The following is a 26,138-nucleotide window of genomic DNA, read 5'->3' as shown; positions in this document are numbered from 1 at the left end:
GCGTCCGGGCGCGCCCGCGCGGGCCGTCGCACACCAACGCCACCGCCGCCGTCACACCGGCCCGCCAGTGCGGCAACACGTCGAACAATCCGCCGTCATCCGCGCTCACCGGCAGCGTATCGCAGCCGGTTCTTGCATCTGCCACATCCGGCCGGCTGCCAATTCCGCCGAAGCCCGAGAAAGGTCACGCACCATCCCAACGCGCCACCGGCGGAGCAATTCAGCGAATACGCACTCATCGACAGTGCAGAGCGCCAAGCCACCGAACTGCCAGCCACTCGCCGTCACGATCACCTCCACGCTGGCCAGAGGCGGCGGGTGGTGGTTCTGCCGTCCCATCGGTAGTGGGTGCGGGCGCAGCGGCTGCGAGGTAGTGGTAGAAGTCGACGATGGAGGCGCGGCGGTCGGTGTGGCGGCGGAGTTTGCCGACGTCGTTCATCCATGCCTGGTTGGCCTCCACGACCCAGCGCCAGCCGGTCTGGATCGGGGCGGGTTTCCCACGCCGGGCAATCCGTCCGCGCCAGCCACGTCGCGAGCAGGTCCCGGGTTGGTGCGGAGCCGTAACCGGCGTCGAGGTGGACGGCGACCCGGTCGGGCCAGCGGTCGCCGAGTTGCGCGTCAACGGCGTCCAGGGCCGGGCCGAGCAGGGGCGCGTCGCACCGGTTCGCGCCGGCCCCGATGATCACCGGCGGATCGTGGCATCCGAACAGCCCGGCACCGCCACCCGCCCATACCCGCCACCATCACACAACGCCTTGAAGACCTGGAAGAACACCACCCGATCCGGAACCCGCCGACAGTGACAACCAAGCGGATGCGTCGGGCCGGACTCACCCCGAACGGGTAGCAACACAGCGAACTGCCCCCAGACCGCCTCCTGCAACCACAATGCAATCGCGGGCACGGAGCGTAGACAACTCCCACGCTCGGCCGGGGCCGTGCCCACTTCCGTCATCTATGCCCGAAACACCCCGAGTCCACCCTATTGACGGTCACCATTGTCTAACGTATACCCTAACTAATAATAAGTCCGAAAATTCCGGCTTACGCCGCCCGGCCAGGCATAAATCCGACATGTCGTGGCGCGCCAGCGCCCGACATGTCGGGAATCGGGGAATCTTGCGTCGGCCGCGCGGTCAGCCGTGCATGACGCGCCAGCGGGCCAGGTTGTGCCGGGCGTCGACCAGGGCGTCGTGCCGGCCCTCGGCCACGGGCAGGGGCGGGCGGCCGGCGTCGTCCCACAGCTGGCGGAGATCCTTGGTGAAGCGCGGGATCTCCCGGGGCAGCGCCGTCATCGAGCCCCACAGCTGCGCCAGGGCGACGTGGTCGTAGGCGGCGTACCAGGCCCACAGCTCCAGCTCGTCCGCCTCCCCCGAGCGCAGCGGCTCGGTCAGGAAGTCCAGCAGCTGCTCGCGGATGCGCTCGCGCGAGCGCCACGACTTGTCGGCCGGGGACGGGAGCTTGTCGAGCACGTTGCGGCGCACCCACGGGACCGCGCGGGAGTCGTCGAACTCGGTGGACACCGCGTAGTACTCGCGGCCGCGCTCGTCGACCACGCCGATCGAGACCAGATCGATGATCCGGCCGTCCTCGATGAACTCGCAGTCGTAGAAGTACCGATACCCCGACACCACCCCCATCCTGCCCCATGGCGGCTAAGCCGATCACAGCGAGGCGGCCGGCTCCGTGCAGAGCACCGCCAGGCGGGTCGCGCGGGGTGCCGCCATCCACGTGGATGCGGGCCGGCACCCATGTGCCGACGAATTGTCCACCGTTGATCTCGGCCGACCATGCTCCGCGGCTGCGCGGAATGCACGGACCCGGATTGCACCGCCGGCTTCGGCACGGCGTCGTGCGGACGTGTCCGGGCGGCGGGGGCGGCCACGGAGGCATTCTGCGTCGTCACGCTGCGCGCTGCCGGGAAATCGGGCAATACGCGACCGGGCCGTGGATGCTCGCACCATCCGACGGCCCGGTCGCGCCCCTTGCCATGCCCCCCGCCCCCCAGCGGTTTGCGTGGTGGCACTAGCCTGCCTGCGGACTCATGAACGGCGCTGTCGGTGAGCCGATGCGGGGGATGTACAGACTCCGACACGCACGTCATGATCTGGTAGAAGTTCCGTACTGTCTCCGTGATCACCTAACGTGATCACAAGTCCGATCAACGCTGAACCGGGAGGGGTTTGACCGTGGAGGGTCGGCTGCCAGATCCCGGCGACGCACTGACCGGTGTGGAAATGTTCAGTGGTCTGGAACCCGATGTGCGTCAGCGGGTCATCCAGGCGGCGGTGCCACGGACATACCGCAAAGGCCAGCTGCTGTTCGTCGAAAACGATCCGGGCGAGTCGCTCATCGTGCTCAAGCGCGGTGCGGTGATGGTGTTCCGGACCGCACCGACTGGCGAACGTGCGGTGCTGTCGGTCATCCGGCCGCCGGACACGATCGGCGAGGTGTCGCTGCTCGACGGCGCGGCCCGCTCGGCCTCGGCCGAGGCGATCGAGGACTGCCAGGCGCTGGCCCTGTCCCGCCACGCCTTCATCGAGCTGGTCCATCAGAACCCGCGGATCCTCGACGCCGTCATGCGCTCGCTCGGCCTGCTCATCCGGCGGCTCACCGAGCAGAACGCCGACCACGTCTTCCTGGACCTGCCCGGACGGGTGGCCAAGACGCTGGTCCGGCTGGCCGGCGAGACGACCGCGCCGATGGTGACCATCGAGCTCAACCAGAGCCAGCTCGCCGAGATGGCCGGCGGCTCCAGGCAGAGCGTCAACCAGGCCATCGGCTCGTTCGCCAGCCGCGGGTGGCTGCGCACCGAGGGCCGGCGGATCGTCGTGACGGACCTGAGCGCGCTGCGCCGCCGGGCGGGTATGCCCGAGCGTTGAGGGCAATCTGTCCTTTAGGACAGCGGGAAACGGAAAAAGGACCGACCGGAAATCACCTGGACGGCCGGGGCGCAGGGTGTCGTATCGGACACCTGGTCGCTCCGGCCGCCGCCGTGTGAGGATGAGTTTCTCACGGCACTAGGGAGAGTCGGCGATTTCCAGTCAGTGCGCACGCTGCGGCCGCCAGGCCGGCGACGGCGACCGGTTCTGCGGCGGCTGCGGCGCGGAGCTGAACCCGCCGTGCCCGACCTGCGGGCGCACCCTGGCGCCCGACGCCGTCTTCTGCACCGGCTGCGGCACCCCGCGGGCCGACACCACCGCCGTGCGCAACCTGATCCGGGCCGAGCGGGCCACCGGCCGCGCCCAGGTGCCGGCCATCCCGGCGGCCCGCAGCGAGGACCGGCGGCGCATCAGCGTGCTGTTCGTCGACCTGATCGACTTCACGCCGTACGTGGAGCGGGCCGACCCGGAGCTGGTGCGCGAGCTGCAGAAGAGCTTCTTCTCCACCGCCCGCGAGGTGATCGGGCAGTACGGCGGGGTCGTCGAGAAGTACATCGGCGACGCGGTCATGGCCCTCTTCGGCGCGCCCGTGGCCACCGAGACCGACGCGGTGCGCTGCGTGCGGGCCGGGCTGGAGCTGCAGCGGGTGCTCGCCCGCTACGCCAGCACCGGCGAGGGCGAGCGCGAGCTGCGCTTCCGGGTCGGCGTGGCGACCGGCGAGGCCCTCGTCGACGTGGCCGCGGCCCGCGACGGCGGCCAGGCGATCGTGGCCGGCGACGTGGTCAACACCGCCTCCCGGCTGCAGTCGCTCGCCCCGCCCGGCGGGGTGCTGGTCTGCGGGACCACCTACGCGCTGACCAAGTCCTCGATCCGCTACGAGGCCCAGCCGCCGGCCACGCTGCGCGGGCGCTCCACGCCCACCGAGGTCTGGCTGGCCCTGGCCCCGCTGCGGCGCAACCACCCGGACCGCGAGGCCGGCTCGACGCCGCTGGTCAACCGCACCCACGAGCTGAGCCTGCTGGTCAACGCGCTGCACCGGGGCCTTCGCGAGCGGACTCCGCAGCTGGTGACCGTGCTCGGGCACGCCGGCATCGGCAAGAGCCGGCTGGTGCACGAGCTGTTCCTGCACGCCGAGCGGCTCTTCGACGCGCCGGTGGCCTGGCGCACCGGGCGCTGCCCGCCCTTCGGGGAGAACGTCACGTATGCCGCGCTGGCCGACGTCGTCAAGGCGCAGGCCGGCATCCTGGACACCGACTCCGCGGAGACGACCCGCGAGCGGCTCGACTCGACGCTGGCCGAGATCGTCGTGCCCTCCGAGGCCGAGCGACTGGCCGAGGCGCTGAGCCCACTGGTCGGCCTGCCCGGGCCGAAGCTCGCCCCGGACGAGACCGAGTCGGCCTGGCGCCGGTTCGTCGTGGCGCTGGCCGCCCACCGCCCGACCGTCCTGGTCTTCGAGGACCTGCACTGGGCCGACGAGTCGATGGTCCGGTTCGTGGAGCGGCTGGGCGCCTCGGTGCGCGACGTGCCGCTGCTGCTGCTGTGCACCGCGCGCCCGGAGCTGCTGGAGCGCAACCCGAGCTGGGCCGGGGCGGTGGCCGGCGCGGTGACGATCACGCTGCCGCCGCTGCGCGACACCGAGATCGCCACCATGTACGCCCACCTGCTGGGCGCCGCCACCTTCCCCTCGCAGTCGCTGAGCTCCCTGGTCGAGCTGGCCGACGGCAACCCGCTCTACGCGCTCGAGTACACCCGGATGCTCGCCGAGCAGGGCACCCTGCGCGCCTCCGACGCCCTCGGGCGCAAGCTGCCGATGCCCGACAGCGTGCACGCGGTCATCGCCAACCGGGTCGACCTGCTCGACGCGGCCGACCGGGCGGTGCTGCAGGCGGCCGCGGTGGTCGGGATGAGCTTCTGGCCGGGCGCGGTCGGCGCGGCGATGAGCCGGCCGGCCGACGGGATCGAGCGCTCGCTGCGGCGGCTGGAGCAGCGTGACCTCATCCACGAGCAGGCCGCCTCGACGATGGAGGGGCAGACGGAGTACCGCTTCGGCCACGTCCTGGTGCGCGACGTCTGCTATCAGCGGCTCCCCCGCACCGAGCGGGTCGCCCGGCACGAGCTGACCGCCGAGTGGCTCGACAGCATGGCCGCCGACCGCGACACCGACCTGGCCGAGGTGGTGGCCAACCACCGCTTCACCGCCTACGAGATCGCCCGCTCGCTCGGCCTGGACGCGCCCCGCTACAGCGTGCCGGCCCGCGACGCGATGCACCGGGCGGCCCGCCGGGCCTACGCGCTGCACGCCCTGGAGGCGGCGGCCGCGCACGCCGGCAAGGCCCTGGCGCTGTGCGACGGGGACACCGAACCGCTGGAGCGGCTGCGCATCGAGCAGCTGAGCACGGAGATCGCGTTCTACGCCAACCCGGAGTCGTTCCTGGGCAGCGGCGGCGCCGACCGGCTGGTCGGGCTGGCCGAGCGGCTCTACGCGGCCGGCGACCAGGCCGGCGCGGCCCGGGCCTGGACCGTCCGGGGCCAGGCCGCCTGGCTGCGGGCCGACCGGCTCGACGCGCTGTCCTGCCTCGACCGCGCGGTGGAGCTCTTCGACGAGCTGCCCGACGGGCCGCAGAAGGCCGACGCGTACGCCGAGCTGGGCCGCCTGCACATGCTGAACTTCGAGGTCGACCCGGCGGTCGCGGCGGCCAGCGCGGCGGCGGAGATCGCCGACCGGCTGGGCCTGATCGAGGTGGCCACCGGCGCCCGGATCACCATCGGCACCGCGCTGTTCCAGGCCGGCGACCGCTCCGGGCTGGTCGAGCTGCAGTCCGCGCTGGAGGTCAGCCGGGAGCGGAGGCTGCTCTCGGAGCACCGGGCGCTGCGCAACGTGGCCTGGGCGCTGCTCGAGGACGGCGACTGGAGCGCCGCCGAGGCGCTGCTGGACGACAGCCGCAACGCGGTGCCCGGCAGCCACACCCTGGCCACCGGGTACTCCGACGTCGCCCAGTCGGCGTACTTCGCCGGCGACTGGCCGGCCTACGCCGCCGCGGCCGAGGCGGCCCTCGCCGAGCCCGGCGCCGAGTGGGACCTGCAGGTGCGCGGGGTGCACGCCTGGATCCGCACGCTGCAGGGCGACGACGGCGGGGACGACGTCGAGGACCTCGTCGCGGCCGGGCGGCGCAGCGGCTTCTACCGGCTCCAGTGGGTCGCGCTGGGCCACGGCGCCCTGTGCCGGGCCCTGCAGGGGCGCGACCGCGACGCCGAGGCGCTCATCGTGGAGCTCGCCAAGACCTGGCGGGAGGTGCGGGCGATCGCCAGCGGCGAGTGGATCGACGCCACTGCCCACGCCGCCGTGCTCTCCGGCCGGGTGGCCATGATGGCGATCCGCGACATGCTGGCCGACGTGCCGCACCGCACCCCGTGGGTGGAGGCGGCGCTGCGCACGATCACCGGGGCGATCGCCTTCGTCGACGGCGACCACGCCCGGGCGGCCGACATGCACCTGGCCGCGGCCGAGCTCTACGGGGAGATCCCGAACAACTCGGCCCGCATCCTGTCGGTGGCCTGGGCCGTGCAGGCGCTCGGCCGCAGCGGCGACGCGCGCATCGAGCCGTGGCGCTCCGAGCTGGTGGCCTTCGCCGAGGGGGCCGGGACGCCCTGCCTCCTACAGCTCGCGGGCCTCAAGCCGCCTCCGCTCCGCTCCGGCGACGTCGGGCCGACGGACTGAGCCGCAGCGACCGCTAGGCCGCCAGCGGCTCGTGGGTCCCCGTCTTGGTGGCGGCGTTCTTGACCTTCTGGGCGTACATGTCGATGTACTCCCGGCCGGACAGCATCATGAGCTCGTACATGATCTCGTCGGTGACGGCCCGCTCGATGAACCGGTCCCCGGCCATTCCGGCATACCGGGAGAAGTCGAGCGCCGGCCCGAACTTGATGTGCACCCGCTTGAGGTTCGGCAGCCGCTGCCCGATCGGCTGGACCTTGTCCATGTTCATCATGGCGACGGGGACCACGGGCGCCCCCGACTCCAGGGCCAGGCGGGCGACGCCGGTCTTGCCGCGGTACAGCCGGCCGTCCGGCGAGCGGGTGCCCTCGGGGTAGATGCCGAAGATCCCGCCCTCCCGCAGGATCTGCAGGCCGACCTCCAGCGCCGCCCGGGCCGCCCGGCCCCCGGAGCGGTCGATGGGGACCTGCCCGGTGCCGGCGAAGAACTGCTTCGTCAGCCAGCCCTTGATGCCCTTTCCGGTGAAATACTCCGCTTTGGCCGGGAAGGTGACGCGCCGCCGCACGCTCAGCGGCATGAAGATGGAGTCGGCGAAGGAGAGGTGGTTGCTGGCGATGATCACGGGTCCCTCGGCGGGGATGTGCTCGCGTCCCTCCACCTTCGGCCGGAAGACCAGCTTGAGGCAAGGTCCGAGGACGATGTACTTCAGGAGCCAGTAGAGCACGGCCGGCCTTTCGGGATCGCGCGACAATCGGTGATGACCGTCGCAAAGAGCGTACGAACCAGTACGGCACACCACAACGCACTCCCGGAACGGCGGCCGGGCATGTCAGGATTTCGGTCAGCGGTTTGTTTCGCGGCGCACCCGGCCGCCGCGATGGCCACCGCGGGGAGGGGCGAGCGGTGCCAGGGGGTGGGGCGCGGCGCGGCCGGCGGGACAACGGCCTGGTAGCGCAGGAGTACGCAGTGGTGGGCGACGTCGATCCGCGGGTCGGCGAGCATCTGCTCGAACTGCTGGGCGAGGGCGGCATCGCCGCCTATTTGCAGCCCGCATCGGATCTGCATCCGCTCACCCGCACCACGACGCTGCCGGCCCGGCCCACCGATCGGCTCTACGCCGACCGGGACCACCTGGCCACGGCCCGGGACTTCCTGGCCAAGCTGACCGCCGCGGTGCCCGAGCAGCACACCCCGGTCGAGTCGCCGGTGGAGCAGTCGCCGGTCGAGCGGCAGTCCGAGGACGAGGCCTTCGCCGCGATCGTGGCCGGCTTCCACACGACGGTCGACCCGACGGTGGCCACGCCCTGGCCGGCCGCCGAGAACCTGGACTCCTCCAGCACGGCCGCCGTGGACATGGACACCGAGCCGGCCCCGCGCACGTCGCTGCGCCGCCCGTCGGACGTGGTCGACCGGTCGCTGCTGGACAGCCTGGACACCTTCGGCAACGGGCTGCCGGACGACGCCGAGGAGGAAGAGGGGTACACCCCGCCTCCCCCGCCGCCGCTGCCCCGGGTCGCGCCGGCCACCATCGCCGCCGTGCTGGCCCTGGCGGCCGGGCTGGTGCTGCTCTTCTGGCCCGACCTGCTGCCGCTGGGCTCGCAGACCACGCTGTTCCTGGGTTTCGCCGGCGTGCTGGGCGGCTTCGTCACGCTCGTGCTGCGGCTGCGGCCCGGCGACGAGGAGGACGACGACCCGGACAACGGCGCCCGGGTCTGACGGCGCCCGCCGCCGGCCGCCGGCGGCGCGGCAGCCGCGGAGAGCCGGCCACAGCGCCACGCGCGAACCGCCAGGTGCCGGTCCGCACCCATCCAAGCCGGCCGCCGCCGGGCGGTGCAACGCACCCACGCCTGGTTCAATACCCCCGGCGCCGGTCACAACCACCTCACCCGCCACCCGAGCGCGCCATGCGCCGGTTCTGGCCTTTGCGACAAGTCGGGCGCGGACCGGAGCCCAGAAGCGAATCGCTAGCGAACCTTCTCCAGCCAGTCCGCGATCGCGTCGATCGGCTCCCGCCAGCGCGCGTCCAGCATCAGGTCGTGCCCCATGCCCGGGAAGAGCAGCGGCGAGCCGCCGTAGCGCCGCGCCACCCACTCCAGCGCCGAGCCCGACACCACCCGGTCGTCCGGGCTGCCGACGACGAGCACCGGCGGGGCGCCGACCGGGGACTCCGGCTGGTGGCGGCGCAGCAGCTGGCGCTGGGCGCCGGACGGGACGCGCTGCAGGCGCTGGGCGTAGGCCTGGCCCTGGTTGGCCGGCAGGGCGCGGCTGAACAGCTGCTCCCGCGACAGCTTGACCCGCCCGCCGAAGAGCCCCGGCAGGGTGCCGGCGGGGTTGCGGGCCAGCAGCCCGAAGGCGGCGGCGAGGCCGCCGAAGACCGGGGCGACCAGCACGCCCGCGCGGACCGGGTAGCGGGCCATGGCCATCGCCACCACCAGCGCGCCGGCGCCGTGGCCGACGAGGACGGCCTGGCGGGGCAGGGAGGCGGCGACCTGCGTGACGTCGTGGACGTAGTCGCGCAGCCGGGCGTCCGGGGCGGCGCCGCTGCCGCCGTGGCCGCGCAGGCTCATCGCGTAGGACGGGAAGCCGCGCTCGGCGGTGTGCTCCAGCCAGTGCTGGGCGAACGCCCAGGCACCGTGGCCGTAGCCCGGGACGAACAGCACCGGGGTGGCCGTGCCGTCGGGGTCCGGCTGGGCGTCCAGGACCTCGCGGCGCACCGGCCTCGGCGGGTCCGCCCACTCGTCAGCTCGCATCACCCGCGTGGTCAACGGACCGCCTCCAGCTCGTGCAGGGACTTCTGCAGCTCCTGCAGGTACACGAAGTGGCTCACCTCGAACCAGTGCCGGGTCGAGTCGGTCACCTTCCGCTGGGTGTAGCGGCGGTCACCATCGGCCCGCAGGCGGGCCCAGATGGCCTGGGCCCGGTCCGGCGCGGCGTCGAGCACGCGCAGCCACTGGGCGATGAACACCGTCTGCCAGTGCGCCAGCGTGAACAGCGCCGAGTCGGGCTGCAGCAGGCCCGCCACGGCCAGGGTCGGGTGGCTGCGCGAGAGCATCTGCAGGGCCAGGCGCGGGCGGCCGGCCGTGTCGGCCGACAGCAGCTCCGGGGCCAGGAAGTCGAACTTCGGCAGGTAGCCGGTGGCGAAGACGACCAGGTCGGGGTCGATCACCCGGCCGTCGGCCAGCGTCACCTCGTGCGCGTCGAAGCGCTGCACGTCCGGCACCGCGAGGATGTCGCCGTGGCCCAGGTAGTACGGCAGCTGGCTGTTGACCAGCGGGTGCATCTCGAGGATGCCGTGCTCGGGCCGGGGCAGTCCGAAGCGGGTCAGGTCGCCGACGGTCATGTTGATCGTGCGGTGCAGCAGCCACTGGCGCACCCGCACCGGCAGGCGCATGGCCAGGAGCCGGTCGTTGACCTGGTCGGCCGGGCGGCCGAGGGCGAACTTGGGGGCGTACCAGTAGCCGCGCCGGGTCGAGTGCCAGCACTTGGCCGCCTGCTGGGCCGCCTCGACGGCGATGTCGCAGCCGGAGTTGCCGGCCCCGATCACCAGCACCCGGCGACCCCGCAGCTGGGCGGCGTCCTTGTACTGGCTGGCGTGGATGACCTTGCCGCGGAAGTCGGCCAGGCCGTCGTACTCGGGCATCTTCGGCGACCAGTTGTGGCCGTTGGCCGCCACGACCGCGGCGTAGCGCATGGTGCGCGGGGCCCCGCCGCGGGAGCCCTTGACCGTCACGTCCCAGCGCGGCGGGCCGCCCGCGGGGTCGTCGGCGGGCTCGACCCGGGCCACCTCGGTGCCGAACCAGATGTGCTCGCGCAGGCCGAAGTGGTCGGCGTAGCGCTCGAAGTACGTGAGCACCTGGCTGTGGTGGGGGTAGTCCGGCCAGTCGTCGGGCATCGGGAAGTCGGGGAACTGGGTGAAGGGCTTCGACGAGATGAGGTGGGTGCTGGCGTACACCGGGCTGCGGTCGTGCCGCCAGTTCCACCCGCCGCCGACGCCCGTCTCGCGCTCGTAGCAGTCGACCCCGAACCCGGCCTCGCGGAGGTTCTTGATCGCCGTGAGCCCGGTCCCGCCGGCCCCGATCACGCAGACCGTGTCGCCCCGGTCGTACACGGGCTCTCCGTCCCGCCAGTGCGTCGCGTTTTCGGCAAGGTCGTCGAAGCGACCGTCAGCACTCACCGCGGCATCCTCTGTCGAGGAACCCCGATTTGTCCAGTCTTGGGGCTCAGCCCTCGAGCTCGAGGTCGGCGACGATCGGGAAGTGGTCGCTCGCGGCCCTGGACTGCGGGGTGTCGATCACGTCGTACTGCAGCACCGTGAACCGCTGGTCGGCGAAGATGGCGTCGAGGCGCTCGCGGGCCGCCGTGGCCGGGAAGGTCGGCCGCTCGTCGGTCCCCGCCGCGTCGGTCAGCCCGTCAGCGATCATCCGCCACGCGGCGCCGCCGGAGTTCTCGTTCAGGTCACCGGCGAACAGCAGCGGCTCCGGCACCTCCTCCATGTGCCGCTTGAGCATTTCGGCCTGGGCCGGGCGCTCCTGCGCGTCGGTGGACAGGTGCGAGCCCGCGGCCACGAAGGTGGACCGGCCCACGCGGCACCGCACGAAGGCGGCGCCGCGCATGTGCCGGCCGGGGGTCAGCGGGTAGCTCACGTTCCACGCGTCGACCGCGCGCACCCGCAGGTTGGTGAGGATCAGGTTGCCCAGGGCCGGCAGGCCGCCGCCGGCGATGACCAGCTCGAAGTCGCGGGCCAGGACCGCCGACTTCTGCCGCCACCGGAAGCGCCGCGGCGCCTCCTGCAGGATCGCGACGTCGGGTGCGGCCTCCCGGACCACGGCCGCGAGCGCCTTGCGGTCGTCCTTGCGACCGTGCAGGTTGTAGCTGAGCACCCTGATCTTCGTCATGTGCGGGCCAGGTCCGCCGCTCCGACGACGCCGGCGAGGTTGCCCATGAGCGCGGCGCGCACCTCGGCTACGGGCAGTCGGCCGCGCTGCGCGAGCTGCTCGGCGTAGCTGGCCCGGGCCGGCTCCAGCAGCAGGTCGCCGGCGTCGATCACGCCGCCGCCAACCACGATGACCTGCGGGTCGAGCGTCTGCACCATGTCCGCGAAGGCCACCCCGAGCCAGTGCCCGACCTGCCCGAAGGCGCCGATGGCGACCTCGTCGCCCTGCCGGGCCGCCTCGGTGACGGCCGGGCCGTTGATCGCCTCCGGGGCGCCCCCGGCCAGCTCCAGCAGGCGCTTCGCGTCCGCCGGGCGGGCCTTGGCGTCGGCCTGGGCGAACCGGACCAGGGCCTTGCCGCTGGTGTACTGCTCCAGGCACCCCTTGCGCCCGCAGCCGCACGGGTGGCCGTCCGGCACCATGACCGCGTGGCCGAGCTCGGCGGCCACGCCGTGGGCGCCGCGGATGAGCTTGCCGCCGATGATGATCCCGCCGCCGATGCCGGTGCCGACGGTGTACAGCACCATGGAGTCGTCGGCGTCGTGCGCCGCGCCGAAGCGGAACTCCGCCCAGGCCGCCACGTTGGCGTCGTTCTCCACCACCGTCGGAAGGCCGACGGCCTGCTGGATCCGCTCGCGCAACGGCTCGTTGCGCCAGGCCAGGTTGGGCGCGAACTGCACGATCGAGCGGGTCTCGTCCACCCAGCCGGCCGCGCCGATGCCGACGGCCTGCACGTCGTACGCGGTGGACAGCTCCTTGATCACCTCGATGATCCGGTCGGCGGTCTCCCCCGGGTCCTGGGCCGGTGTGTCACGCCGCGTCTGGACGAGCACGTCCCCCGCGGAGTCGACGACACCGCCGAGCACCTTGGTCCCGCCGATGTCGACGCCGATGGTCAGCCCCACTGCGGCAAGCTCCTCTCGTACCGGCTTACGCCGTGGTTGGGGTCAATCCTGTTCGACGTCGCTGTCGGTGGTATTTGACTGGTTCTGGGTGGCCGCACGCCAGGCGTTCGAGCCACCGAAGCTGCGCAGGAAGGATGCCACGCCCTCGGCGATATCGCCCGCTCCGGTGGCCAGCCGCTCGGCGACCTGCGGGTCGGGGTCGCGGGCGGCGGCGACGGCCTTGCACAGCGGGCAGACGCAGCACTCGGCCGAGCCGGTGGCGAATCCGGTGGTACTGCGGGCCGCCATCGACATCGCGGCCAGCGCGGCGGCCACCAGTCGCTCGGCCTCTTCCCTCGGGTCCCGGCTCATGCCGTCACCTCCGCTTCGCTCCGGCGCCGGCACGAGCCAAGGCTGAGCTCATTCCTCGCGGCCCCTCCGCTTCGCTGCGGACCGCTCATACCGCCACCTCCGCCTCGGACCGGCTCATGCCTGCTCCACCCGCCGCTTGAGCTCCTTGAGGGCCGTGTCCATGATCATCTTCTCGGCCTTGCGCTTGAACATGCCGAGCATGCCGATCGCGAGTTCCACCGACAGCGAATAGGTGACCGTGGAAGTACCGTCCTCATTCACGCTAATGTCGTAGGAGCCGTCCTGCTGCTTCTGCATCTTCGACGGTGCCACGAGGGTCCACTCGATGCGACTCAGGTCCTCGGCGTATGCGTACCGCAGGGTGTACTCGTCGGACACCGGGCCCGAATCGAGCACGAAACGGACCTGGCTGGCGTATCCGTCCTCGTACTCCTCGACCACCTCCGCCGTCTTCACCGCCGCGGCCCACTCCGGATAACGGGCGAAGTCGGCAATGACCGCGGCGACCCGCTCCGGGGTCGCGTCAATGACGATCGACTGCGTCGAAGTGTCGGCCATGCGTGGCAGGCTACCTCTGCCGCGACGGCCGCGGAGCGTCGGCTCGCCACCCCGGCGGGCCCCCGCGCGCCCGAACCCACCTACCGGTAGGTTCCGGGTACGGAACCAGAGCTGAAATGGAGTCGGACGTGCGCGAGTTCTCCGTTCCCGCCGCGGTCATCATCGCCGAGACGGCCACGCTGACCGACCCCGTCTGGGACAACGCCGCCGTTGCCCCGGACGCGGTGCAGTTCCAGCGCCTGATCGACGGTGCGTGGCAGGACGTCACCTGCGCGCAGTTCCGCGACCAGGTCGTGACGCTGGCCCGCGGCCTGCTGGCGGCCGGCATCGAGCCGGGCGAGCGGGTCGGCCTGATGTGCAAGACGCGCTACGAGTGGACCCTCATCGACTACGCGATCTGGACCTGCGGCGCGGTGACCGTCCCCATCTACGAAACCTCCAGCCCCGAGCAGGTGGCCTGGATCCTGCAGGACTCCGGCGCGGTGGCCTGCTTCGTGGAGACCGACGCCCACCGCGACGCCGTGGCGCAGGTGCGCGACGAGGCGCCGGCCCTGGCCCACGTGTGGCAGATCGACGGCGAGCGCGGCGCGGTGGAGGAGCTCGGGGCCGACGGCGCCTCGGTGCCCCGCGAGGACGTGGACAAGCGGCGCACGTCGACGTCCGCGGAGGACCTCGCGACGATCATCTACACCAGCGGTACGACCGGGCGCCCCAAAGGCTGCATGATCACCCACCGCAACATGCTCGCGGACATCGTCAACGCCATCCCGCAGCTGCGCTCGCTGTTCAACGAGGGCGCCCGCACGCTGCTGTTCCTGCCCCTGGCCCACTCCTTCGCCCGGCTGATCCAGATCGGCGTCGTGCAGGCCCGGGCCACCATGGGGCACACGGCCGACACGAAGAACCTGGCCGACGTGCTCAAGAGCTTCAGGCCGACGTTCGTACTGTCCGTGCCCCGCGTGTTCGAGAAGGTCTACAACACCGCCAAGCAGCGGGCCCAGGCCGACGGCAAGGGCGCGATCTTCGACCGGGCCGAGCGGGTGGCCATCGACTACAGCGCGACCCCCTCCCCCGGCCTGGTGCTCAAGGCCCAGCACGCGCTCTTCGACCGGCTGGTCTACAGCAAGCTGCGGGCCGCGCTCGGCGGCCAGTGCACCCGGGCCATCTCCGGCGGCGCCCCGCTCGGCGAGCGGCTGGCCCACTTCTACCGCGGCATCGGGGTGACCATCTACGAGGGGTACGGGCTCACCGAGACGTCCCCGGCGACCAACGCCAACCGGGACACCGGCGTGCGGATCGGCACCGTCGGGCGCCCGCTGCCCGGCGTGACCATCCGCATCGACGACGACGGCGAGATCCTGGTCCAGGGCGACATCGTCTTCAAGGGGTACTGGAACAACCCCGAGGCCACCGCGGAGGCGATCGACGCCGAGGGCTGGCTGCACACCGGCGACCTCGGCGAGCTCGACGACGACGGGTTCCTGCGCATCACCGGGCGCAAGAAGGAGATCATCGTCACGGCCGGCGGCAAGAACGTGGCCCCGGCCGTGCTCGAGGACCGCGTCCGGGCCCACGCGCTGGTCAGCCAGTGCATGGTGGTCGGCGACCGGCAGCCGTTCATCGCCGCGCTGGTCACCATCGACCCCGACGCCCTGCCGGCCTGGAAGCGCGACAACGGCAAGCCCGAGGACGCCGGCGTCGAGAGCCTGATCGACGACCAGCAGCTGCGGGCCGAGATCCAGAAGGCGATCGACGAGGCCAACCAGGCCGTGTCGAAGGCCGAGGCGATCAAGGTGTTCCGCATCCTGCCGCGCGACTTCACCGAGGCGACCGGCGAGCTGACGCCGTCGTTGAAGGTGAAGCGCAACGTCGTCATGAAGGAGTACGCCGCCGACATCACCGCCATCTACGAGCGCTGACCCCCATTCCGTGCTCCTGGTGAGAAGGGACCGCTGTTGACGGAGCTGGCCGCCGCCCCCGCCCGGGCCGAGGACAGAACCAACGTCCACGCCCGCCCGCGCCCGGCGGTCGTCGCGGTGCGCGTGTCCATGCTCGCGCTGGCCGCGACCCTGCTGCTGTCCGACGGCATCCGGGCGGCCGAGCTGCTCTGGCTCGCGCTCCTGGTCGCCGCGGCGATCATCGCCACGGCCGCGCCGCAGGGCCATGAGGTGGCCCGGCTCGGCCGCACGGCGGAGGTCCTCCTCACGGCCTTCGCCGCCTCCACGCTCAACGGGGACGCCGAGGCCCTCCTGGTGTACCTCCCGGTGCCGATCGTCGCCGCCGCGCTCTCCGAGGGCCGCCGGATGGCCGGCGCCTACCTCGCCGCCGCGGGGACGCTGCTGATCGTCGGCGGGGCGGTCGAGGGGCGGCTGGGCGAGCGGGCGTACCTGACCGCGGGCGCCGAGTGGCTGGTGGTCGCCGCCGTGGCCGCCTTCCAGGCCACGATCCTGCAGCGCATCCTGCTGGCCCGCCGGCCGGAGGACCCGCCGCAGCCCTACGCCGAGGCGACCCGCCTGCTCACCCAGCTGCGCAGCGTGGCCCGCCAGCTGCCGGGGGCCACGCTGGACCCGGGCGGCCTGGCCGAGCACCTGCTCGAGGAGGTCCGGGCCCTGGTGCCGTCCGTGCGCGGCGCCGTGCTGTCCGGCAGCGGCGGCGGCCGGCTGGTCGTGCTGGCCCAGGCCGGCGTCGAGCGGCTGGACTGGGAGACCGCGCTGGACACCGAGAGCAAGGTGGCCGACGCCTGGGCCACCCAGCAGCCGATCGTCTCGGGCCGCTCGCAGGCCCGCTCGGTGAGCAGCCGGCAGACCACGTCGTCGATGGTGGTGCCGCTCATCGCCGGCGTGCGCACCGTCGGGCTCATCGTGCTGGAGAGCGACGAGGCCGGGGCGTACCCGCCGTCGCTGGTCACCAAGGTCCAGGCCGTCACCGGCCCGGCCGCCCTGCGCCTGGAGGCGGCCCTGCTCTTCGACGAGGTCCGGTCCCTGGCCACCACCGAGGAGCGGCAGCGCCTGGCCCGCGAGATCCACGACGGGGTGGCCCAGGAGCTCGTCATGGTCGGCTACGGCATCGACAACGCCGTCGCCGCGCTGCCCAACGCCGAGGCGGCCGAGGAGGAGCTGCGCGTCCTGCGCACCGAGGTCACGCGGGTCATCACCGAGCTGCGGCTGTCGCTGTTCGAGCTGCGCAGTGAGGTCGACCGCTACGGCGGGCTCACCGCCGCCATCGCCGACTACGCCCGCACCGTCGGCGCCTCCGCCGGCCTGCGGGTCCACCTTTCCCTCGACGAGACCACCGCCCGGCTACCCGCCGCCGTCGAGGCAGAATTGCTGCGCATCGCCCAGGAAGCCATCACCAACGCACGGAAACATGCCGGCGCGGAGAATCTTTGGGTAACGTGCGCGGTCGATCCACCGTTCGCACAGGTAGAAATCTCCGACGATGGCAGCGGCATCGGTGAGAACCGCCCGGATGGACGCTATGGTCTTGCGATCATGGCCGAGAGGGCGGAACGTATCCGGGGCCGGTTGGAGATCACGCCACGAGTGCCGAATGGGACCACAGTGGCGGTTGTGCTCGGAACCGCACCGCGTGCGCGGTAGCGTGAAGGCACCCAGAGGGAGAGAGCACCGGGAATGTCTACTACCGCGACCCCGACGACTCGCACCAAAGTGCTGCTCGTCGACGACCACGATCTGATCCGCCGGGGGCTGCGGCACGCGTTCGAGCGCGACCGCCAGTTCGAGGTGGTCGGCGAGGCCGCCACCGCGGCCGAGGCGATCCGCCAGGCCGGCGCGCTCCAGCCCGACGTCGTGATCATGGACCTCCGCCTGCCCGACGGCAGCGGCCTGGAGGCCACCCGCGCCCTGCGCAAGACCAGCAACAGCATGGGCATCGTCGTGCTGACCATGTATGCCGGCGACGACCAGCTCTTCGGCGCCCTCGAGGCCGGCGCCTCGGCCTTCGTGCCGAAGACCGCCCCGGCCGACGAGGTCGTGGCCGCGGCCCGGCACGCCGCCTCGGCCCCCAGCGCCTTCACCGCCGCCGACCTGGCCGAGGCGATGAAGCGCCGGCTGGCCCCGAGCGGCCCGCAGCTGTCCCCCCGCGAGGGTCAGGTGCTGCGCCTGCTGGCCGATGGGATGAGCGTGGCCGGCATCGCCAAGCAGCTGTTCGTCTCGGAGTCGACCGCGAAGACGCACATCTCGAAGCTGTACGAGAAGCTCGGCGCCGCCAACCGCGCCCAGGCCCTGATGACGGCCCTTCGCCTGGGCCTGCTCGAGGCACCGGACGCCCCGAGCTTCTAACCTCGTTTCCTACCCCCAACAATTCGCGCGTACGGCCGGCTCGCCGTCACTTACCCCCGGCAGCCGGCCGCGCCAATCGCCGCAATCATTGCCACAAAATGGAATCCCCCTTGTGCTGATTGTCGGGGGCCGATCGGGCACTCATTGTTCACGTGCCTTTTTCACCGGCAAGAAGCGCATTCAGCCGAGCCGCCTGGCTCTCCCACCGCCATTCGGCCTCGACCCAGGCCCGCCCCGCGGCCCCCATTCGCGCCGCCAGTTCCCGGTCCCGCAGCAGGGTGATCAGCCGCTCGGCCACGGCCTTCACGTCCCGCCCCGGCACCACGAATCCGGTCTCCCCGTCCCGCACCGCGTCCGGCGCCCCGCCCGAGTCCCCGGCGAGCACCGGCAGGCCGGTGGCGGACGCCTCGAGGTACACGATCCCGAGCCCCTCGACGTCGAGCCCGCGCCGCCGCGTCCGGCAGGGCATCGCGAACACGTCCCCCGCCGCGTAGTGCGCCGGCAGGTCCTCCCAGGACACCGGCCCGGTGAACACGACGTCGCGCTCGACCCCGTGCTCCCGGGCCAGCCGCTCGAGCGTCCCCCGGTACGGCCCCCCGCTGACGATGAGCAGCGCCGCCCCCGGCACCGCCCGCTTGACCTGCGGCAACGCCCGGATGAGCACGTCCTGCCCCTTGCGCGGCACGAGCCGCGACACGCAGACCACCACCGGCCGCCCCTGTAACCCGTGCCGCGCCCGCACCTCACCGCCGTCGACGCCGGGCGAGTACGCGTCCACGTCCACCCCGGGCGCCAGCCGCTCGAGCGCGGTCAGCCCGCCGATCGCCCGGGCCAGCCGAACCCTCGTGTACTCCCCCAGGTACGTGACCACGTCGGCGCCCCGCGCGATGCGCCGCAGCAGCCCGCGCGCACCCGGCAGCGCCGCCCACCCGACCTCGTGCCCGTGCGTGAGCGCAACGACCCTTGCGATGTCGGCCCGCCGCCGCAGCCCGTCCGCGAGCAGCCCGAGCGGCGCCGCCGCCCCGAACCAGACCCGGTCACACCCCCGCCCGCGCGCGATCTCGGCCGCCCGCCGAGCCACCCGCGGCGTGGGCAGCAACATCCCGGTGCCGTCCCGCACCACCTCGAACGGCTGCCCGGCGTCGAACTTGCCGGCCCCCTTCCAGGTGGACGCGTACACGACGACCTCGTCCCCCGGCACCCGCACCGCAAGGTTGTGCACGAACTGCTGAATCCCCCCGGGCCGGGGCGGAAAATCGTTGGTCACCAGGAGGGTCCGCACCACCAGTGCTTACCAGCGCCAACCCGCCCCGCCCAACCCGGGTCCACTTCCCCGAGCCGCCGCGCACTGCTGCGAATGCCGACTGCCCGGACCGGGCATATACGAGCGTCGAGGCGACAGCCACAGCCCGAACGACCCGAACAGCGCGGGCGGCACAAACAGCGTGGGCGGGACAGACAGCGCGAGCAGCACGGACGACGACACAGACGGCGCGGACGGGACAGACGGCGCGGACAGCGCGGACGGCGATGGAAAGCGGATCAGCGTGCGGCCGGCGCCAGGGAGCAATCGGCGCGCGGCCGGCGCCCTAAACGCGGATCAGCGCGCGCTCGGCGCCTGGGAGCGGATCGGCGCGCGGGCGACCTGGGGCTGGACGCGGATGGGGTCTGGGCAGGAGTGGGGCGGCAACGGTCAGGGCCGAGCGGAACGGGAGCCGGGGCCGCGTGGGTCCGGGTGGGTGGGGACGGGGCAGGGTCAGGGGTGGGCGCGGGCCCAGGCTCGGGCAGCGGCCATGCGTTCGACGGCGGTGGGATGGGTGCCGAAGAGGAACTGCTCGACGGGGTTGGGGTCCGGGTCGCCCAGGTTGACCAGGGACAGGCGGCCCTGCATGGCCTCGAACTCGGCCGGGTCGCGGGTCAGGGCGAGGGCGTGCTCGTCGGCGCGGGCCTCGATGCGACGGGTGACCAGGGACTGGGCGGGGCCGGCGAGCAGGCCGCCGACGGTGGCGACGGCCAGGAGCAGGGCGATGGCGCGAGGCTCGGCGATGGAGTCGACGCGGGCCAGGCGGAGTAAGGCGGACCAGGAGCCCAGCAGGTACAGCACGCAGACCGCGGCGGCGGCGCCCAGGGCGCCCAGCAGGGTGCCGGTCAGGACGTCGCCGTCCTTGGCGTGGCCGAGCTCGTGGGCGACGACGGCCTCGACCTCGTCCGGCGGGGCCTTCTCCAGCAGGGTGTCGTAGACGACGATGCGGCGGGTCGGGCCCAGGCCGGAGACGTAGGCGTTGACCGCGCGCGTGCGGCGGCTCGCGTCGGCGATCAGCACGTCGCGGACCGGGACGCCGTCGCGGGCGGCCAGGTCCATCAGGCGGGTGCGCTGCTCGCCGGCCGGCATCGGGGTGAACTTGTTGAAGACCGGCTCGACCAGGACCGGGAACACGAAGGTGAGCAGCACGGCCAGGGCCGCCGCGCCGGTCGCCGCCCAGGCCCACCACCAGCGCGGGGCGAAGTGGGTGATGGTGAAGAAGCCGACCAGGACGATCGCGCCGATGACGGCGCCGACGGCGTAGCCCTTGAGCAGGTCGACCGTCCAGCCGCCCCAGCCCTGGGTGGACAGGCCGTAACGGCGCAGGATGGACTGGCGCCAGGCGGCCAGTGGCAGGGCCACCACCTCGCCGACCAGCGTCACGGCGAAGCCGCCGAGCAGGGCCCGGGCCAGCCAGTGGCCGCCGAACGGACGGCCGGCCTGCTCGACCAGCCAGGAGCCGGCCGGGGTCAAGCCCAGCAGCAGGGCGACCAGGAGGCCCAGCGCCAGCGACAGGTAGGTGCCGGGGCGCAGCGCGGCGTGGAACGCCCGGCCCTGGGACACGGCGTCGTGCGGCAGCGTGTCCAGGGCCGCCAGCTGGTCGGCCCGCGGGGCCGCCGGCGCCGACCACGGGACCCGCAGCAGCGCGACGACGGCGGCCGCGATGATCAGCGCGACGAGCGTGACGGCGGCCCAGGCTCGAGGGGTCATCGCGACAGCCTATGCATCACAACAGCCTAGGCGGCTCGCCCGCGGCGGCGCCGGGGTGAGGGAACGGGGGTGATCGGCGTCTTGTCGAAGTGGGTGGGCTCCAGCACGGTGACCTCGAAGCCGGCCAGCTCGAAGACCTCGATGGCCCGCACCTCCTCGGCACCGAGCTGGTGGAACGCGGGCGGCGTGTCGAGCAGCAGGGTCATCACGCAGTTGCTGCAGGCGTTGCCCCGCACCGAACAGCTTTCGCAGTCGACGAGCATCGCTCCTCCAAAACCGACGTGCCGGTGAACCGGATAGCACGAACGGTAACGGCGGGGTACGACAAAAATGAGAAACCGCAGCTCAGGACCGTGACAGGCGGCGCAGGAGCGTGTCGGACGCCAGCGGGTACGCCCCGTGCCGGCGCACCCCGTCGACGACCTCCTTGTCGGAGGAGATCACCACGATCGGCCGGCCGGCCGGCTCGGCCCGCACCAGGCGGCGGATGAGCTCGTCGGCGGTCTCGCCCTTCTTGGAGAACAGCACGCGCACGCCGCGCGGCGCCGGTGGCAGGCCGTGGACCCGCTCGGCGCCGTCGAACACCACGGTGACCTCGGCGCGGGTCTGCGCCACGAGCCCGCCGACGCCCGCGATCAGGCGGTTGCGCTGCTGCTCGAGCGAGATCTCGGCGTACCCCCGCTTCGTGACGTTGTAGCCGTCGACGATCATGTGCGCCTTGGGCAGGCTCAGCAGCTGGTCGAGGCGGGCGGGGTCGTCGGCGTCGAGCGCGCGGGCGGAGGCGGCCCCGGAGGCGCTCTCGGGCCGGTCGGCGGCGGTATCGGCGACGAAGTCGGCCGGGAGCTTGTCGGTCGGGTCGAGGGCCAGCTCGCGGCGCAGGCCGACGGCGGCCTGGCCGATGGTCTCCAGCAGCAGCCACAGCCGCGCGTCGTCGACCGCCCGCGCGTCCTTGGCGCTCTGCCGCTGCGCGCCGGCCGCGGTCTCGGCCTCGGCCAGGCGGGCCCGCAGGCGGCGCAGCTCGGCGTCGTGGTCGGCGGCGGTGCGCACCCCCCGGCCCTTCTCGGCCGAGAGCATGTCGGTGGCCTTGCGCTCCTTGGCCTGCGTCTCCCGCAGCGCCTTGCCCAGCGAGCGCACCTCGTCGCGCAGGCCGGCCGCCTCGTCGCGCAGCCGGGCCAGCTCGTCGCGCAGCTTGTCGGCCTCGACCTTGGCCACCGCGCGGTCGTGCTCGGCCCGGGCCAGGCGCTGCTCGACGTCGCGCACGCGCTCGGAGGCGACGGCGCCCTCCACGTCGGCCCGCACGGCCTCGATCGCGTCGCTGACGAGCCCGCGCCAGCCGTCGGGGCGGGCGAGATACGCCAGGGCGGCCACCTCGACCGGGTCGGCCGCCGCCGGCGCGACGCCCTCCAGGATGGCCGCGCCCAGGTCGCCGGCGTCGTTCACGACCCGCGTGGCCAGGCGCTGGCGCAGCAGCGGGTCGCCGGACAGCTGCATGGCGATGACCGGCCCGCCCAGGCGGGCGCGGCGGTTGGGGGCGAACTTGGCCACCCGGCGCAGCGGCATCGGGAGCTCGTCCAGCGGTACGCCACCCATGGCCCCCGCGGCAAGGGCGATCACCCGCTGGCGGACCGGCTCGGGCAGGACTGGCTCCTGGTCATCGGCGGTCTGCGCAGCGGTCACCGCGGCCTCGGGGTCGAGGTCATCGGGAACGTCGTACGCAGACATCACTCCAGTGTCGCATTCTCGACCACATTCGCCCGGGATGGTGTCCAGGACCGCCGCCTTACCCCGAAAGGCTAAAAGCTGACATATCCTTATTTCACCCGATTAGGTGTACGGCTGGTCAGGTGTACGGCTGGGTTCACGCGGAGGCGCAGGAGGTCGGGATGGCGGCACCGGTACCACAGAACGAGGCGGAGCGGCTTTCCGCTTTGCATGCGATGGCCATTCTGGACACGCCCCCGGAGGCCGACTTCGACGACATCGTCCGGATCGCCAGCGAGATCTGCGGCGCGCCAATCTCGCTGGTCACCCTGGTCGACGCCGAGCGGCAGTGGTTCAAGGCCAAGGTCGGCGACGTCGCCGTGCCCGAGACGCCGCGCGAGGTGGCCTTCTGCGCCCACGCGATCATGGGCCGCGACCTCATGGTGGTGCCCGACGCCACCGCCGACGCGCGCTTCGCCGACAACCCCTTCGTCCGCGGCGACGACGGCATCCGCTTCTACGCCGGCGCGCCGCTGCTGACCCAGGGCGGCGCCGCGCTGGGCACCTTGTGCGTGGTCGACCACGCCCCGCACCGGCTCGACCTCGACCAGATGCGCGCGCTGCGGGCGCTGGCCAAGCAGGTCACGGAGCTGCTGGAGCTGCGCCGGCTGGTGATCACCGACGAGCTGGAGCCGCGCCCACAGCCGCGCCCGGTCGACCTGGCGTACCTGACCGAGGCCCGCATCCGCGAGCTGCGCGGCATCGCCGACGCCCGCAACATCGCGATCACGCTGGGCCTCACCGGCGCGACGACGATCCACGCCGACCCGGCCAAGCTGTCCCGCTCGCTCGACTACGTGATCTTCAGCGCACTCAAGGTCGCCCCGGCCGGCGGGCGGATCGCGGTGCGGGTGCTGGCCGAGCCGGTGCCGGCGATCGAGATCAGACACGCCGGCGGCAGCATCCGGCCCGAGTGGCACACCGACCTGGCCGGCCTGCGGGGGGCCGACGAGCCCGTGCCGCGCGCCGTGGCCGGCATCCTGCGCGCGCACGGCGCCACGATCATGGACACCTCGGCCAGCTTCGGCTCGCCGGACGTGCGCTTCGAGCTGCGCTTCCCGCCGCACTGAGCTGCGCGGACGCGTTTTTGTCACACCCTGGCCGTAGGGTTCGGCCGTGGCCGAATACCACCAGGAAACGCTCGACACCCTCTTCGATGATCCCCGCGCGGCAACGCTCTTTTCCACCACGTTCGTCGTGGTCGACCTGGAGACGACCGGCAACGCGCCCGACGGCGGCGGCATCACGGAGATCGGCGCGGTCAAGGTCCGCGGCGGTCAGATCCTGGGCGAGTTCGGCACGCTGGTCAACCCCGAGGAGCGGCTGCCCGCCTTCATCACGGTGCTCACCGGCATCACGGAGATGATGCTGGTGGAGGCCCCGAAGCTGGACACGGTGCTGCCCAGCTTCCTCGAGTTCGCCAAGGGCGCCGTGTGGGTCGCGCACAACGCGCCCTACGACACCGGATTCCTGAAGGCCGCCTGTGCCAAGCACGGCTACCCCTGGCCCAAGCCGATCGTGCTCGACACCGCCGCGATCGCGCGGCGGGCGCTCATCGCCGACGAGGTGCCCAACCACAAGCTCTCCACGCTGGCCCGGCACTTCCGGGCGACGACCCAGCCGATCCACCGGGCCCTCGACGACGCCCGCGCCACCGTGGACGTGCTGCACGGGCTCTTCGCCCGGCTCGGCAGCCTCAAGGTGCACACCGTCGGCGACGTCATCGAGTTCGTGAAGGCGGTCAGCCCGGCACAGCGGCGCAAGCGGCACCTCGCCGACGGGCTGCCCGACAAGCCCGGGGTCTACGTGTTCCGGGGGCACAAGGACCGGCCGCTGTACATCGGGACGAGCTCCTCGATCGCCACCCGCGTGCGCAGCTACTTCACGGCGGCCGAGAAGCGGGCGCGCATCGACGAGATGCTCAACGCCGCCGAGCGGGTCGAGGCGATCCCCTGCGCGCACTCGCTGGAGGCCGAGGTGCGCGAGCTGCGGCTGATCGCCGCGCACAAGCCGCCGTACAACCGCCGCTCGAAGTTCCCCGAGCGCGTCATGTGGCTCAAGCTCACCACCGAGGCCTATCCGCGACTGTCGGTCGTGCGCGACCTGCACGCCGACGGCGGCGCCTACCTCGGGCCGTTCGGCTCGCGGCGCGGCGCCGAGCTGGCCGCCGCCGGGGTGTACGACGCACTGCCCATCCGCCAGTGCACCCACAAGCTGTCCCCGCGCACGCCCACGCCGGCCTGCGCCCTCGCCGAGCTGGGTCGCTGCCCCGCCCCGTGCGAGCACCGGATCTCGGCCGACGACTACGAGGCCGGGGCGGCCGCCCCGTTCCGCGCCGCGACGACCGGCGACCCGAGCCCGATCGTGCGGGGGCTCATGGCGCGGATCGAGACGCTCGCGGCGGCGGAGCGCTTCGAGGACGCGGCGACCATCCGGGGCCGGCTCATCGCGCTCCTGCGCAGCGCGATCCGGATGCAGCGGCTGGCCTCGCTGAGCAGCCTGCCCGAGCTGGTCGCGGCGCGCCCGTCCGCGGCCGGGGGCTGGGAGATCGCGGTCGTGCGGCACGGGCGGCTCGCCGCGGCGGGCGTTTCACCCCCGAGGGTGCATCCACAGCCGACGCTTGATGTGGTGTTGGCCACAGCGGAGACGGTGTTGCCCGGGCCGGGTCCGACGCCGCGGGCCTCGCCGGAGGAGACCGAGCGGATCCTCGCGTGGCTCGAGCGGCCCGAAACCAGGCTGGTCAAGACGGATGTGGGCTGGTCATCGCCGGCCGACGGGGCGGGGCGATGGCGGCCGTTCCTGGCCCGCGCGGAGGCCGCAGCCATGGTTCAGACCGATCTGGATGGGTAGGCACATCGGACGATCGCACATACTCAAATGACCGATCGGATGCCCAAGAGGAAACTAGGCTGGAACCTACCCAAACCCAGGCCCCCCCGGCCCGTTGGTGAGGAGGTGCCGCATGGAGCCCGGTCTGCAGTCCGGCGCGCCCTTCGGTGCGGCCCTCTCCCCGGCCGCTCCGGACAGTTTCCCGCCTGGCCCGGCCGCCGAGCCGTCCCAGCCGCCCCATGCGGCTGAGATATCCGCGCCGGCCGACCTCGGCCAGACCTCCAGTGGCCAGTCACCCGGCGCGGGCTCCGGACAGTTGCCTCCCGTTGGTCATGCGCCTGGCGCGCCGCCCGGTGGGCACGCGCTTGCCGTGAGCTCGGGTCCGTCGTTCGCCGTGCACTCCCCCGGCGCGCCCGGCCCTGACGGGGACTCGGTCAACGGTGGCTCGGTCGATGGCGGCTCGTTCGATGCTGGCTCGTTCGATGCTGGCTCCGCACCCGATGGCTTCCTGAGCGGCGGTGGTCCCGGCGTCGTGGGTGCAGGCGGTTCGCTGGCTGGTGGGTCGTTCGGCGGTGGCCTGGCCGGCCACGGCCCGCATTCCGGCTTGGGGCTCGCTCGTCCGGCTGTCCACCCGGGCGGCGGACTGTCGGGCAGCGGTGGTGTCGGTGATGGTGCGAGTGGCGTTGGTGCGGGTGTCGGGCCGGGTTCGGACCCGCATGCGGATCGGAACGCGACGCACAGCGAGTACATGGTGGACCCAGCGGCGTCGGACGGCAACCCCATGGAGTTCCCGAATTTCCGTGTCGGCCTGGCGACCGGGTTCATGACCGCCGCGACCAGCGACGATGCCCGACGGCTGCGGGACGAGGCGCTCGGCGCCCTCGACGGGGAC

19 protein-coding genes and 2 pseudogenes are annotated in these 26,138 nt (G+C 72.8%); 8 read left to right on the top strand and 13 right to left on the bottom strand.

Annotation, left to right across the window (positions count from 1 at the left end; all coding sequences use genetic code 11):
• Window positions 1-290: 290 nt before the first annotated feature.
• Window positions 291-955: pseudogene (locus AB0M46_RS32845) on the bottom strand (hypothetical protein).
• A 181-nt stretch (window positions 956-1,136) separates the two neighbouring features.
• Window positions 1,137-1,631, bottom strand: a complete 495-nt coding sequence (locus AB0M46_RS32840) for a polyadenylate-specific 3'-exoribonuclease AS (protein ID WP_363342408.1) — start codon at window positions 1,629-1,631, stop codon at window positions 1,137-1,139.
• A 558-nt stretch (window positions 1,632-2,189) separates the two neighbouring features.
• Between AB0M46_RS32840 and AB0M46_RS32835 the strand changes: the two genes are divergently transcribed.
• Both AB0M46_RS32835 and AB0M46_RS32830 read left to right on the top strand, forming a co-directional pair.
• Window positions 2,190-2,882 (top strand): Crp/Fnr family transcriptional regulator, encoded by a 693-nt coding sequence (locus AB0M46_RS32835; RefSeq protein WP_363342406.1) that lies wholly within the window; start codon window positions 2,190-2,192, stop codon window positions 2,880-2,882.
• 154 nt (window positions 2,883-3,036) lie between these two features.
• Window positions 3,037-6,600: an adenylate/guanylate cyclase domain-containing protein gene (locus AB0M46_RS32830; protein ID WP_363342418.1), complete on the top strand. Its 3,564-nt coding sequence runs from the start codon at window positions 3,037-3,039 to the stop codon at window positions 6,598-6,600.
• Window positions 6,601-6,613: 13 nt separating this feature from the next.
• Here AB0M46_RS32830 and AB0M46_RS32825 read toward each other — a convergent pair whose 3' ends face one another.
• The gene (locus tag AB0M46_RS32825) at window positions 6,614-7,321 is read right to left on the bottom strand and encodes a lysophospholipid acyltransferase family protein (protein ID WP_363342404.1); all 708 of its coding nucleotides are present in this window, start codon (window positions 7,319-7,321) and stop codon (window positions 6,614-6,616) included.
• A gap of 179 nt (window positions 7,322-7,500) precedes the next feature.
• Here AB0M46_RS32825 and AB0M46_RS32820 point away from each other — a divergent pair, with 179 nt between their 5' ends.
• The gene (locus AB0M46_RS32820; protein ID WP_363342402.1) at window positions 7,501-8,313 is read left to right on the top strand and encodes a DUF308 domain-containing protein; all 813 of its coding nucleotides are present in this window, start codon (window positions 7,501-7,503) and stop codon (window positions 8,311-8,313) included.
• 248 nt (window positions 8,314-8,561) lie between these two features.
• Here AB0M46_RS32820 and AB0M46_RS32815 read toward each other — a convergent pair whose 3' ends face one another.
• The 6 genes and pseudogenes from AB0M46_RS32815 to AB0M46_RS32790 all read right to left on the bottom strand — a co-directional run bounded on the left by AB0M46_RS32815 (window position 8,562) and on the right by AB0M46_RS32790 (window position 13,342).
• On the bottom strand, window positions 8,562-9,347 hold the full coding sequence (locus tag AB0M46_RS32815; RefSeq protein WP_363342400.1) for an alpha/beta fold hydrolase: 786 nt from the start codon (window positions 9,345-9,347) through the stop codon (window positions 8,562-8,564).
• A gap of 11 nt (window positions 9,348-9,358) precedes the next feature.
• Window positions 9,359-10,771 (bottom strand): NAD(P)-binding domain-containing protein, encoded by a 1,413-nt coding sequence (locus AB0M46_RS32810; RefSeq protein WP_363342398.1) that lies wholly within the window; start codon window positions 10,769-10,771, stop codon window positions 9,359-9,361.
• Window positions 10,772-10,817: 46 nt separating this feature from the next.
• Entirely contained in the window at window positions 10,818-11,492 is a 675-nt protein-coding gene (locus tag AB0M46_RS32805; protein ID WP_363342396.1) for an endonuclease/exonuclease/phosphatase family protein, read from the bottom strand.
• The gene (locus tag AB0M46_RS32800) at window positions 11,489-12,433 is read right to left on the bottom strand and encodes an ROK family glucokinase (protein WP_363342394.1); all 945 of its coding nucleotides are present in this window, start codon (window positions 12,431-12,433) and stop codon (window positions 11,489-11,491) included. The genes AB0M46_RS32805 and AB0M46_RS32800 overlap by 4 nt, the downstream gene beginning before the upstream one ends.
• 117 nt (window positions 12,434-12,550) lie before the next feature.
• Window positions 12,551-12,784 (bottom strand): annotated as a pseudogene (locus AB0M46_RS32795) (hypothetical protein); the annotation flags it as partial.
• 114 nt (window positions 12,785-12,898) lie between these two features.
• Window positions 12,899-13,342 (bottom strand): SRPBCC family protein, encoded by a 444-nt coding sequence (locus AB0M46_RS32790; protein WP_363342392.1) that lies wholly within the window; start codon window positions 13,340-13,342, stop codon window positions 12,899-12,901.
• A 128-nt stretch (window positions 13,343-13,470) separates the two neighbouring features.
• Here AB0M46_RS32790 and AB0M46_RS32785 point away from each other — a divergent pair, with 128 nt between their 5' ends.
• The 3 genes from AB0M46_RS32785 (at window position 13,471) to AB0M46_RS32775 (ending at window position 17,643) form a co-directional block, all read left to right on the top strand.
• Window positions 13,471-15,261 (top strand): long-chain fatty acid--CoA ligase, encoded by a 1,791-nt coding sequence (locus tag AB0M46_RS32785; RefSeq protein WP_363342390.1) that lies wholly within the window; start codon window positions 13,471-13,473, stop codon window positions 15,259-15,261.
• Window positions 15,262-15,390: 129 nt separating this feature from the next.
• Entirely contained in the window at window positions 15,391-16,941 is a 1,551-nt protein-coding gene (locus tag AB0M46_RS32780) for a GAF domain-containing sensor histidine kinase (protein ID WP_363342416.1), read from the top strand.
• A gap of 33 nt (window positions 16,942-16,974) precedes the next feature.
• Window positions 16,975-17,643 (top strand): response regulator transcription factor, encoded by a 669-nt coding sequence (locus AB0M46_RS32775; protein ID WP_344610478.1) that lies wholly within the window; start codon window positions 16,975-16,977, stop codon window positions 17,641-17,643.
• Window positions 17,644-17,791: 148 nt separating this feature from the next.
• Here AB0M46_RS32775 and AB0M46_RS32770 read toward each other — a convergent pair whose 3' ends face one another.
• The 4 genes from AB0M46_RS32770 to AB0M46_RS32755 all read right to left on the bottom strand — a co-directional run bounded on the left by AB0M46_RS32770 (window position 17,792) and on the right by AB0M46_RS32755 (window position 22,378).
• The gene (locus AB0M46_RS32770; protein ID WP_363342388.1) at window positions 17,792-18,928 is read right to left on the bottom strand and encodes a glycosyltransferase family 4 protein; all 1,137 of its coding nucleotides are present in this window, start codon (window positions 18,926-18,928) and stop codon (window positions 17,792-17,794) included.
• Between the two features lie 471 nt (window positions 18,929-19,399).
• The gene (locus tag AB0M46_RS32765) at window positions 19,400-20,656 is read right to left on the bottom strand and encodes a M48 family metallopeptidase (RefSeq protein WP_363342386.1); all 1,257 of its coding nucleotides are present in this window, start codon (window positions 20,654-20,656) and stop codon (window positions 19,400-19,402) included.
• A gap of 26 nt (window positions 20,657-20,682) precedes the next feature.
• The gene (locus tag AB0M46_RS32760; protein ID WP_363342384.1) at window positions 20,683-20,919 is read right to left on the bottom strand and encodes a hypothetical protein; all 237 of its coding nucleotides are present in this window, start codon (window positions 20,917-20,919) and stop codon (window positions 20,683-20,685) included.
• 82 nt (window positions 20,920-21,001) lie between these two features.
• Window positions 21,002-22,378: an NYN domain-containing protein gene (locus AB0M46_RS32755; protein ID WP_363342382.1), complete on the bottom strand. Its 1,377-nt coding sequence runs from the start codon at window positions 22,376-22,378 to the stop codon at window positions 21,002-21,004.
• 215 nt (window positions 22,379-22,593) lie between these two features.
• On the opposite strand from AB0M46_RS32755, the gene AB0M46_RS32750 reads away from it, so the two are divergent.
• Window positions 22,594-23,487 (top strand): GAF domain-containing protein, encoded by an 894-nt coding sequence (locus tag AB0M46_RS32750; protein ID WP_363342380.1) that lies wholly within the window; start codon window positions 22,594-22,596, stop codon window positions 23,485-23,487.
• A gap of 46 nt (window positions 23,488-23,533) precedes the next feature.
• Complete coding sequence (locus AB0M46_RS32745; protein ID WP_363342378.1) at window positions 23,534-25,267, top strand: DEDD exonuclease domain-containing protein; 1,734 nt, start codon at window positions 23,534-23,536, stop codon at window positions 25,265-25,267.
• Window positions 25,268-26,138: the final 871 nt, after the last annotated feature.

Origin of the sequence: Dactylosporangium sp. NPDC051485, from assembly GCF_040682015.1 — a bacterium.
Lineage (GTDB): Bacteria > Actinomycetota > Actinomycetes > Mycobacteriales > Micromonosporaceae > Dactylosporangium.
This window is presented reverse-complemented; position numbering and strand designations above follow the sequence as displayed.

What these genes read in the sequence shown, in the direction of transcription:
- AB0M46_RS32790 (WP_363342392.1), bottom strand. Translation starts at nt 13,342, where the DNA reads ATGGCCGACACTTCGACGCAGTCGATCGTCATTGACGCGACCCCGGAG.
- AB0M46_RS32760 (WP_363342384.1), bottom strand. Translation starts at nt 20,919, where the DNA reads ATGCTCGTCGACTGCGAAAGCTGTTCGGTGCGGGGCAACGCCTGCAGC.
- AB0M46_RS32775 (WP_344610478.1), top strand. Translation starts at nt 16,975, where the DNA reads ATGTCTACTACCGCGACCCCGACGACTCGCACCAAAGTGCTGCTCGTC.
- AB0M46_RS32805 (WP_363342396.1), bottom strand. Translation starts at nt 11,492, where the DNA reads ATGACGAAGATCAGGGTGCTCAGCTACAACCTGCACGGTCGCAAGGAC.
- AB0M46_RS32815 (WP_363342400.1), bottom strand. Translation starts at nt 9,347, where the DNA reads ATGCGAGCTGACGAGTGGGCGGACCCGCCGAGGCCGGTGCGCCGCGAG.
- AB0M46_RS32755 (WP_363342382.1), bottom strand. Translation starts at nt 22,378, where the DNA reads ATGTCTGCGTACGACGTTCCCGATGACCTCGACCCCGAGGCCGCGGTG.
- AB0M46_RS32750 (WP_363342380.1), top strand. Translation starts at nt 22,594, where the DNA reads ATGGCCATTCTGGACACGCCCCCGGAGGCCGACTTCGACGACATCGTC.
- AB0M46_RS32765 (WP_363342386.1), bottom strand. Translation starts at nt 20,656, where the DNA reads ATGACCCCTCGAGCCTGGGCCGCCGTCACGCTCGTCGCGCTGATCATC.
- AB0M46_RS32780 (WP_363342416.1), top strand. Translation starts at nt 15,391, where the DNA reads ATGCTCGCGCTGGCCGCGACCCTGCTGCTGTCCGACGGCATCCGGGCG.